Source organism: Ensifer sp. VA4, from assembly GCF_055710065.1.
The window spans coordinates 421,680-431,213 of sequence record NZ_JBVQPO010000004.1; the positions used below are offsets into that span (position 1 = coordinate 421,680).

Annotated in this window: 9 protein-coding genes; 2 read left to right on the forward strand and 7 right to left on the reverse strand. The window is 62.9% G+C overall.

Features of this window, described 5'->3' with window-relative positions; all coding sequences use genetic code 11:
* The first annotated feature begins 27 nt into the window (after nucleotides 1-27).
* On the forward strand, nucleotides 28-504 hold the full coding sequence (locus AC0C6X_RS09165; RefSeq protein ID WP_173517670.1) for a LysR substrate-binding domain-containing protein: 477 nt from the start codon (nucleotides 28-30) through the stop codon (nucleotides 502-504).
* A gap of 71 nt (nucleotides 505-575) precedes the next feature.
* On the opposite strand, the gene AC0C6X_RS09170 is transcribed toward AC0C6X_RS09165, so the two are convergent.
* From AC0C6X_RS09170 to AC0C6X_RS09200, 7 genes are all read right to left on the reverse strand, one after another.
* Nucleotides 576-1,580 carry a Tim44 domain-containing protein gene (locus AC0C6X_RS09170; RefSeq protein ID WP_472952700.1) on the reverse strand — a complete coding sequence of 335 codons (1,005 nt, stop codon included), beginning with the start codon at nucleotides 1,578-1,580 and terminating at the stop codon, nucleotides 576-578.
* Nucleotides 1,581-1,841: 261 nt separating this feature from the next.
* Nucleotides 1,842-3,437, reverse strand: a complete 1,596-nt coding sequence (locus tag AC0C6X_RS09175) for a GMC family oxidoreductase (protein WP_247959504.1) — start codon at nucleotides 3,435-3,437, stop codon at nucleotides 1,842-1,844.
* 93 nt (nucleotides 3,438-3,530) lie between these two features.
* Nucleotides 3,531-4,526, reverse strand: coding sequence for a branched-chain amino acid ABC transporter permease (locus tag AC0C6X_RS09180; RefSeq protein ID WP_173517668.1), 996 nt, complete (start codon nucleotides 4,524-4,526; stop codon nucleotides 3,531-3,533).
* Nucleotides 4,519-5,406, reverse strand: coding sequence for a branched-chain amino acid ABC transporter permease (locus AC0C6X_RS09185; RefSeq protein WP_472952681.1), 888 nt, complete (start codon nucleotides 5,404-5,406; stop codon nucleotides 4,519-4,521). Before AC0C6X_RS09185 ends, AC0C6X_RS09180 begins: the two co-directional genes overlap by 8 nt.
* A gap of 3 nt (nucleotides 5,407-5,409) precedes the next feature.
* Nucleotides 5,410-6,111: an ABC transporter ATP-binding protein gene (locus AC0C6X_RS09190; RefSeq protein WP_472952684.1), complete on the reverse strand. Its 702-nt coding sequence runs from the start codon at nucleotides 6,109-6,111 to the stop codon at nucleotides 5,410-5,412.
* 1 nt (nucleotide 6,112) lies between these two features.
* Nucleotides 6,113-6,895, reverse strand: coding sequence for an ABC transporter ATP-binding protein (locus tag AC0C6X_RS09195; protein ID WP_173517665.1), 783 nt, complete (start codon nucleotides 6,893-6,895; stop codon nucleotides 6,113-6,115).
* A gap of 14 nt (nucleotides 6,896-6,909) precedes the next feature.
* Nucleotides 6,910-8,115: an ABC transporter substrate-binding protein gene (locus AC0C6X_RS09200; RefSeq protein ID WP_427347735.1), complete on the reverse strand. Its 1,206-nt coding sequence runs from the start codon at nucleotides 8,113-8,115 to the stop codon at nucleotides 6,910-6,912.
* Between the two features lie 228 nt (nucleotides 8,116-8,343).
* Between AC0C6X_RS09200 and AC0C6X_RS09205 the strand changes: the two genes are divergently transcribed.
* Nucleotides 8,344-9,288, forward strand: a complete 945-nt coding sequence (locus tag AC0C6X_RS09205) for a LysR family transcriptional regulator (RefSeq protein ID WP_247959509.1) — start codon at nucleotides 8,344-8,346, stop codon at nucleotides 9,286-9,288.
* The last annotated feature ends 246 nt before the right edge of the window (nucleotides 9,289-9,534 follow it).

Below are 9,534 nucleotides of genomic sequence, written 5' to 3' on the forward strand. Positions count from 1 at the left end.
TCGTGTGACAAGCGCGCAACACGGCGGTTGTGGCCGCCGCGTCGGTTTTCGGATGTCCTGCCATCGCGTTTCGAGGAACATTTCGCCTGCCTGGCAGATGGCGCCAGCCTTGGTGGTGAAAAGACGATGGATCTCACGGCCTATCTGGAGCGGCCGCACATTCTCGTCTCGCTGCGCGGCGATGCCGGCAACGAAATCGACCTGGCGCTGGCGGCCGCGGGACACAAGCGCCGCATCGCGCTGGCGCTGCCCCATTGGAGTGCGGCGCCTGGGCTCGTGCGCGGAACCGACCTGGTGCTGACGGTGGCGCGTCGCATCTTGCCGCAAGACGCGAAGATCGGATCATTGGTCGTCTTCGAGCCGCCCTTCGCCATCCTACCCTTTGCTTTTCGGCAGATCTGGCACCGGCGACGCGACGGCGACCCCGGCCATCGCTGGCTCCGGGATTTGATTACCCACATCCTCGCGCCGCCGGAGGCGCCTTCGGCCAGCGCGCCGTCCTGAAAAGCGTGATCCTGAAAATGAAAAGGCCCGGTCGGCGGTGCCGACCGGGCCTCTCGTGGATCTTTTTCGCGTCAGTCGTGGCTGACGCCCTGGATTGCCGAAACCTGCCATTCCGCACCGGGCTTGCGCACGAAGGTCCAGAGCTCGACCGCTTCGGTCAGATTGTCCGGATCGCCGCTGATCACCTTGCCGGTGGCACGGTCGCGCATCACGTCGATGCTCTCGTAACGCATCGCAACGGTCGCGTAGTCGGTCCCGTTTTCAGACCAGGCTTCGGCGACATCGCCCTGGACGAGATGCACGTCGCGCACATCGTTCTTGACGCCGCTCGTCGCGTTGTCGCTGAGTTCTTCGGCCAGATAGGACATGGCCTCCGGCGTCGTCAGCCGACGCAATGCGCCGTAGTCCTCCGCGGCGTAGGCCGCCTGCACGTCCTTCAGCATCTTTTCGAACTGGTCGAGGTCAGACTGCTGGACGCCGATTTCATCGGCGGGACCGTCAGTAACCGGCGCCGGCGCCGGTGTTGCAGCCGGGCGCACATTTGCCTGACCACCCGCCTGGCCGCCGCCGATGCTCGGGATCTTGAACGAGGGCGCGCCGGCCGAGGACGGCTGACCCGACGAACGCTCGGCCGGGCCGGCATAGGCCGTTTGCTGGCCGCGGCCGAAGAAACGCATCGCGAGCATGATCAGGCCGCCGATCAGAAGCATCTGCACGATCAGGCCGAGGAAGCCTGCGGCGCCGCCGAGACCGTTGCCCATCAACATGCCGATCAGGCCGCCGACCATCAGGCCACCGAGCAGCGATCCGCCGAAGCCGTTGAAGAAGCCGGGACGCCTGTTCGGCTGGTTAGCGGTGGTCGGGCGCGTTTGGCCGGCCGCCGGGTTGGTCGTGGTCGGGCCGGCGTCCTGGCGCGGCGTCATCGAACGGTCGATCGGCGCGGCGTTGGTCGGCGCGGTACGGGTGACGGGCGGCTGCGAGAAGGTGCGGGTACCGCGGCTGCCGAAGCCGCCGCCCGAACGCCGCGCTTCGGCGACGTCCACAACGGTCAGCGCGACGGTCAAGCCGATCGCCATCATTGCCAGAGCTCGTCCAAAACGCCCAAATCGCTGCATTGCTATCAAAACCCCTAATCTTGCTTGGGCCCAAAACTGAGCCATCGGCATCCGATATAGGGGCTCAGACCCTGAGATTTAAGCTTTCCGCGTCGCTTTTCGGCCAGTTTACCGTTATCCGCCGCCGCTCCCTTTGCTGAATCCGATCTGGAATCAGCACCTTGGGGTTCGATGCGACGCGTTTCCTGATGCCAACCGCTGCACGCTTTGGCTGTATTTGCTCTATCGATTGGCCGCCAGGATCATCGTCGCCGCCTTTTCGGCGATCATGATCGTCGGCGAGTTGGTGTTGCCCGAAGTGATCGTCGGCATGATCGAGGCATCGGCGATGCGCAATCCCCTAAGACCGCGAAAGCGCAGTTCCGGATCGACGACGCTTTCCGGATCGGCACCCATGCGGCACGTGCCAACCGGGTGGAAGATCGTCGTGCCGATATCGCCGGCCGCACGTTTCAGATCGTCCTCGGACTCATAGGAGGGACCCGGCTTGAACTCGACCGGATTGAAACGGGCGAAGGAGGGCTGCTTGACGATCCGCCGCGTCAGCCGGATGGCGCTGACGGCGACGTTGCGATCGGCTTCGGCGGTCAGATAGCGCGGCCGGATGTCCGGTGCGGCGGCGAAGTCCGGACCTTTCAGGTGCACCGAGCCGCGGCTTTCGGGCCGCAGATTGCAGACGCTGGCGGTGATCGCCGGGAAGGAATGAACCGGTTCGCCGAACTTGTCGAGCGACACCGGCTGCACGTGATATTGCAGGTCGGGCGTTTCCTTCTCCGGGCCGGACCTAGTGAAGATGCCGAGCTGGCTCGGCGCCATTGCCATCGGTCCGGAGCGCCTGAGCAGATATTCAAGCCCGATCGACGCCTTGCCGAAAAGCGAGTTCGCCTTCTCGTTGAGGGTAGGCACGCCGGTGACCTTGTAGGCCATACGGAGCTGAAGGTGATCCTGCAGGTTTTCGCCGACGCCCGCGCGATCGTGACGAAGCTCGATGCCGTTTGCCTGCAGCACGTCGCCGCGGCCGATGCCTGAGAGTTCGAGGATGTGGGGCGAACCGATCGCGCCGGCGGAAAGCACGGTTTCGCGGCTGGCGCGGGCGCGCTTGACCGTGCCGTCGTGCTGGAACTCGACGCCGGCGATGCGGTCACCCTCGATGATCAGCTTGCGCACATGCGCCTTGGTGAGAACCGTCAGGTTGCCGCGCTTCTGCGCCGGGCGAAGAAATGCCTTTGCCGTGTTCCAGCGGATGCCGGAGCGCTGGTTGACGTCGAAATAGCCGGAGCCTTCATTGCTGCCGCGGTTGAAATCCGGCGTTTCGGGAATGCCGGCTTCGGAGGCTGCCTTCTGGAAAGCATCGAGAACCGCCCAGCGCACGCGGGCCTTCTCCACCCGCCATTCGCCGCCGGCCCCGTGCATCTCATTGGCGCCCTGATAGTGGTCCTCCGATTTACGGAAGAGCGGCAACACATCGTCCCAACCCCAACCGGTGCAGCCGAGCTGGCGCCAATGGTCGTAGTCCCGGGCCTGGCCGCGCATGTAGATCATGCCGTTGATCGACGAGCAGCCGCCGAGCACCTTGCCGCGGGGATAGCCGAGCGAGCGGCCGTTGAGGCCTTCTTCGGCGGCCGTGGTGAAACACCAGTCGGTGCGCGGATTGTTGATGCAATAGAGATAGCCGACCGGAATATGGATCCAGTGATAATTGTCGCGGCCGCCGGCCTCCAACAGCAGCACGCGATGCCCTCGGTTTTCGGAAAGGCGGTTGGCAAGCACGCAGCCGGCGCTACCCGCTCCGACGACGATGTAGTCGAACGTGTCCATGGGTTCTCTCTCGATATTCGGGGCTCGATCCGTCAGTGATCGGGATCGGGCGGTGGCTTCTTCCCGGCCGCGGCGCGGGCGAGAAGAGTCCAGCTACTGTCTGTGTTCAAAACCGAGTTTGCGGCCGAGCCGCGAATTATAGAACTCGCCGACGATGCCGCGACGGAAAACCAGCACGCAGACCATGAAGACGAGGCCGGTGATGATCGTCACCGGGAATTCCGAGGTCGCGAGATAATTCTGCAGCGTCACCACCAGCCCGGCGCCGAAGAGCGGGCCGATCAGCGTGCCGATCCCGCCGAGCAGCGTCATCAGGATCACTTCGCCGGACATCTGCCAGCCGACGTCCGTGAGCGTCGCGAACTGGAAGACCAGCGCCTTGACGCCGCCGGCAAGGCCCGTCAGCGCCGCCGACATGACGAAGGCGGCGAGCTTGTAGTTGCGCACGGAATAGCCGAGCGACACGGCGCGCGTCTCGTTCTCGCGGATCGATTTCAGGATCATGCCGAAGGGCGAATGGATGATGCGCCAGATGATGGCGACACCGATGACGAAGACGCCGAGCACGAAATAGTACATGTTCGTCGACTGGCTAAGATCGATGAAGCCGAAGAGGTGGCCGCGCGGCACGGACTGGATGCCGTCCTCGCCCTTGGTGAATTCCGCCTGCAGGCAGAAGAAATAGAACATCTGCGCCAGCGCCAGCGTGATCATGGCGAAGTAGATGCCCTGCCGGCGGATCGCCAGATAACCGACGATCAGGCCGAGCGCCGCCGCGCCGACGACGCCGACGAGGATGCCGAGCTCCGGCGGCAGGCCCCATTCCTTGACCGCGTGTGCGGTAAAATAGGCCGCGCCGCCGAAGAAGGCCGCATGGCCGAAGGAGAGCAGGCCGGTATAGCCGAGCAGCAGGTTGAAGGCGCAGGCAAAGAGCGCGAAGCAGAGGAGCTTCATCAGGAAGACGGGATAGAAGAACAGAGGCGCCAATATGAGGAGTGCCAATCCTATTCCCAGGAACAGGGTCTGGGTGACGATCGGGCTCTTTTCCTTCGGTTTTTCGATGTCGAGTGTCAGTGTCATATCAAGCATCCCGGCCGAAGAGGCCTGCCGGCCGTATCATGAGAACGATGGCCATGATCACGAAGATCACGATGTTGGAGGCCTCCGGATAGAAGACCTTGGTCAATCCCTCGGCGACACCGAGCAGGTAACCGGTGACGATCGCGCCCATGATCGAGCCCATGCCGCCGACCACCACCACCGCGAAGACGACGATGATGATGTTCGAGCCCATGAGGGGCGAAACCTGGTAGATCGGCGCGGCGAGCACGCCGGCAAGAGCCGCAAGGCCAGCCCCCAGCGCATAGGTCAGCGTCAGCAGGAACGGCACGTTGATGCCGAAGGATTGCACCAGGACCGGGTTTTCGGTGGCGGCGCGCAGATAGGAGCCGAGCTTGGTTTTCTCGATCACCAGCCAGGTGCCGATGCAGACGATCAGCGAAAAGACGATCACCCAGCCGCGATAGATGGGCAGGAACATGAAGCCGAGATTGGTGCCGCCGGCAAGCGCCGCTGGCGTCGCATAGGGCTGGCCGGATGCGCCGTAGAGGTAGCGGAAGGTGCCTTCGATGATCAGCGCCAGGCCGAAGGTGAAGAGCAGGCCGTAGAGCGGATCCAGCGTATAGAGCCGCCGCAGCATGGTGCGCTCGATGACCGCGCCGACGAGACCGACGGCGACGGGTGCCACGATCAGCGCCGACCAGTAGCCGATGCCGAAATGCGACAGCAGCATCCAGGCGAAGAAGGCGCCGAGCATATATTGCGCGCCATGGGCGAAGTTGATGACCCGCAGGAGGCCGAAGATGATCGCCAGGCCGAGGCTCAAAAGCGCATAGAACGAGCCGTTGATCAGTCCGATCAACAGTTGCCCGAGAAAGGCTTGCATGGGAATTCCGAAGATCGTGCTCATGGTTCAGACTCCCAGCACATCATGCAGCATGTCCATGCGGGTCGCGAGTTCCGCGACCGGGAATTCGCCGACCATCTGGCCATGATCCATCAGGTAGAAGCGGTCGGCGACCTTGCTGGCGAAGCGGAAGTTCTGTTCGACCAGAAGCACGGTCATGCCGCGCTGCTTCAGAGTTTTCAGCACGTCGCCGATGCGCTGGACGATGACTGGGGCAAGTCCTTCGGTCGGCTCGTCGAGCAGCATCATGCGCACGCCGGTGCGCAGGATCCGGGCGATCGCCAGCATCTGCTGTTCGCCGCCGGAAAGCTTCGTGCCGGGGCTGCTGCGGCGTTCGTAGAGGTTCGGGAAAAGCTCGAAGATCTCGTCGATCGTCATGCCGCCCTTGGCGACCGCCGGCGGCAGCAGCAGGTTTTCATGGACCGAAAGGGTCGAGAAGATGCCGCGCTCCTCGGGGATGAAACCGAGGCCGCGATGGGCGACCCGGTGCAGCGGCACTTTCATCAGGTCTTCGCCGGCAAAGCTGATCTCGCCCTTGCGCTTGCGCACGATGCCCATGATCGAGCGCAGCGTCGTCGTCTTGCCGACACCGTTGCGACCGAGAAGGGTGACCATCTCGCCTTCGCCGACCGTCAGGTCGACGCCGTGCAGGATATGGCTTTCGCCGTACCAGGCATTGAGGCCGGAAACTTTCAGGAGCGGTCTCATGTCAGGCCTCCTCGGTGCCCATGTAGGCGGTGCGCACGCGCGGATCCGCCGACACCTTCGCATAGTCGCCTTCGGCCAGGATCTCGCCGCGCTGGAGCACGGTGACGTGGTGGCAGAGCGTCGAGACGACGGAGAGATTGTGCTCGACCATCAGCACGGCGCGTTCGCGCGCGACCTCGCGGATGATCTCGGCGACCATGCCGACATCCTCGTGGCCCATGCCGGCCATCGGCTCGTCGAGCAGCAGCACCTTGGGATCGAGTGCCAGGGTCGTGGCTATCTCCAGCACGCGCTTGCGGCCATAGGAAAGGTCGGCGGCAACGGCGTTGCGCTCGCGCTCCAGGCCGACCGAACGGATCAACTGATCAGCCTTGGCATTGAGCCCGTCGAGCGCCGAGATCGGCTTCCAGAACTGGGTCGCAAGTCCGTTCGGCCGCTGCAGCGCGACGCGCACATTGTCGAGCACCGTCAGGTGCGGAAAGACGGCGGAGATCTGGAATGAGCGCACCAGGCCCATGCGCGCCACTTTGTCCGGCGCCGTGCGGGTGATGTCCTCGCCGAGCAGCGTGATCGTGCCGTCGCTCGGCTGCAGGAACTTGGTCAACAGGTTGAAGACCGTCGTCTTGCCGGCGCCGTTCGGACCGATCAGCGCATGCACGCGCGCATGATGGACGTCGAGATTGACGTTGTTGACGGCGGTGAAGCCGCCAAAGTCACGGCGCAGACCGCGGGCGGACAGAACCACCCGCGGCGCGCCATTCGGTTCGCTGACCGGTGCGCTCATTGCGATCGGACCGCTTACGACTTCACCAGATCGCAGCCGCTCTTGGCCGGATCGATGAAGGCTTCCGCTCCCGGAATGGTGGCAAGAACCTTGAAATAGTCCCAGGGTTCCTTGCTTTCGTCCGGCTTCTTCACTTCCAAGAGATACATGTCGTGGATCATGCGGCCGTTCTCGGCAACCTTGCCGTTTTCGGCGAAGACGTCGTTGACCGGCAATGCGCGCAACTCCTTGGCGACGGCATCGGCGTCGTCAGTGCCCGCCTTCTCGATCGCCTTCAGATAGGAGAGCACGGCCGAATAGGTGCCGGCGTGGACCATGTTCGGCATTTTGCCGGTGCGCTCCATGAAGCGCTTGCCGAATTTGGCGCTCTCCTCGTTGCGGTTCCAGTAGAAGCCTTCGGTGAGCGTCAGCCCCTGGGCAGCTTCCAGGCCGAGGCCATGGACTTCGGCGAGCGTGAAGAGTAGCGCGGCGAGACGCTGGCCGCCCTGGACGATGCCGAATTCGGCCGCCTGCTTGATGGCGTTTGAGGTGTCGAGACCGGCATTGGCAAGACCGATTACCTTGGCGCCGGAAGATTGCGCCTGCAGCAGGAAAGAAGAGAAATCCGTGGTTGCCAGCGGATGACGGACGGAGCCGACCACGGTGCCGCCGTTTTCCTTGACATAGTTGCTGGTGTTCTCCTCGAGCGAATAGCCGAAGGCATAGTCGGCGGTCAGGAAGAACCAGCTGTCGCCGCCCTGCTTGACGAGCGCGCCGCCGGTGCCGACCGCAAGCGCGTGCGTGTCGTAGGCCCAGTGGAAGCCGTAGGGCGAGCACTGCTTGCCGGTGAGCTCGGTGGTCGCGGCGCCGGTGTTGATGGTGATCTTCTTTTTCTCTTTCGACAGCGCCTGTACGGCAAGGCCGACCGAAGAACTGGTCAGCTCCATGATGCTGTCGACCTGTTCGGTATCGTACCATTGGCGGGCGATGTTGGAGGCGATGTCGGCCTTGTTCTGGTGGTCGGCGGTGATGACTTCCACCGGCACGCCGAGCACCTTGCCGCCGAAATCCTCGACCGCCATCAGCGCCGCTTCGTAGGAGGACTTGCCACCGAAGTCGGCATAGACGCCGGACTGGTCGTTCAGAATGCCGATCTTGACCTTGCCGTCGGATGCGTCGGCGAAAGCGGCCGTGCTGCTGGCGAGCATTGCCGCCAAGGTTACGATCAGTTTCTTCGTCATCTTGTCCTCCTCCAGAGACGTAGCCGTCGCGTGAAAATACGCGCGGGTTCCGGCGCGCCAGTTGGCGATGCCGGATCGTTCATTTCGTTCTGTTCATATTTGGCCAGACAAGCTCCTCAGTTGTCGGCTCTGGTCGTTACAATCCGGAAAAAAACGCTTGGATGCAAGCGGCCCGAACCGTAAATTGCAAACAGGATCTGTTCATTTTCGAACAGATGGGGAGTGGCGATGAATCCGAATTTCACCTGGGACGATCTGCAGTTCTTTCTCGCGGTGGCCCGCACCGGGCAACTGTCGACGGCGGCGCGGCGGTTGAGGACCAGCCACGCCACCGTTTCCCGGCGTATCGATCGCCTGGAGTTCGCCCTCAAGGTGAAACTGTTCGAGCGCAATCCGCGCGGTTACGTGTTGACCAGCATGGGGCAGCGCTTCATCGAAACCGCCGAGCGCATCGAACGCGAGACCGAACAATTGCAGCTCGACATCAATGACGGCCTGACGGCGCAGCGCGGCGTCGTCAGGCTGAGCACGCTCGAAGGTTTCGGCAACTTCTTCCTGGCCGACCGGCTGGCGGATTTTGCGGCGAGCTACCCGAATGTCTCGTTGGAACTGGTGGCGATCCAGCAGATCATGTCGCTATCGCGCAAGGAAGCGGATATCCAGGTGGCGCTGACGGCGCCGAAAGCCGGCCCTTACCATTCCGAGGTGCTGACCCCCTATACGCTGCATGTCTACGGCGCACGCAGCTACCTTGCGAAGCATGCGCCGATCAAAGGTCGCAACGATCTCGCGGCGCACCGTTTCGTCGGCTATATCGAGGACATGATCTTCGCGCCCGGTCTCGACTATCTCGGGGAGCTGCAGCCGGGGTTGCGGGCGCATTTCCAGAGTTCGAGTATTTTGACGCAGCTGAAAGCGGTGCGGCAGGGGCTCGGTCTCTGTGTGCTGCCGCACTTCATGGCCCGGGAAGAGCCGGACCTTGAAATCGTCCTGCCGGAGGAGATCGAGCTCAAGCGCACCTATTGGATGGTCTGCCATCGGGATCTGGTGGCGGTGCCACGGGTGAAGGCGGTACGGGAGTTCCTGATGCAGACCGCCCGGGAGAACCGGGGGTATTTCACCCGTGAAGCGACGCCAGTGATGACGAGCCCTCGACGCCCGTCGTGGCCGTAAGTCGTGCTGGACGATGACGAGATGGCGCGAGCCGGTGATTTGCTTGTCAAAAGCCGGCGTCCCGGGTCCTCAAAATCGAGAGAGATTATCAACAGTCGAAATTATTCTTTAGAATCAGTATGTTGTAGAATTTTGAAGTTTTTTTGAAAATGTCTGTTGACGTGTGAGAGGGGGTGGGTCTATAAGCCCGATCACTGACGAGGGCGGCGGCGCTGCTGGCGACGACGACCTTCGCTCTAGAGTTTC

Excerpts from the sequence above, each read along its gene's own strand:
- AC0C6X_RS09170 (WP_472952700.1), bottom strand. The coding sequence starts at position 1,580 with ATGGCGATCGGCTTGACCGTCGCGCTGACCGTTGTGGACGTCGCCGAA.
- AC0C6X_RS09175 (WP_247959504.1), bottom strand. The coding sequence starts at position 3,437 with ATGGACACGTTCGACTACATCGTCGTCGGAGCGGGTAGCGCCGGCTGC.
- AC0C6X_RS09180 (WP_173517668.1), bottom strand. The coding sequence starts at position 4,526 with ATGCTTGATATGACACTGACACTCGACATCGAAAAACCGAAGGAAAAG.
- AC0C6X_RS09185 (WP_472952681.1), bottom strand. The coding sequence starts at position 5,406 with ATGAGCACGATCTTCGGAATTCCCATGCAAGCCTTTCTCGGGCAACTG.
- AC0C6X_RS09190 (WP_472952684.1), bottom strand. The coding sequence starts at position 6,111 with ATGAGACCGCTCCTGAAAGTTTCCGGCCTCAATGCCTGGTACGGCGAA.
- AC0C6X_RS09195 (WP_173517665.1), bottom strand. The coding sequence starts at position 6,895 with ATGAGCGCACCGGTCAGCGAACCGAATGGCGCGCCGCGGGTGGTTCTG.
- AC0C6X_RS09200 (WP_427347735.1), bottom strand. The coding sequence starts at position 8,115 with ATGACGAAGAAACTGATCGTAACCTTGGCGGCAATGCTCGCCAGCAGC.
- AC0C6X_RS09205 (WP_247959509.1), top strand. The coding sequence starts at position 8,344 with ATGAATCCGAATTTCACCTGGGACGATCTGCAGTTCTTTCTCGCGGTG.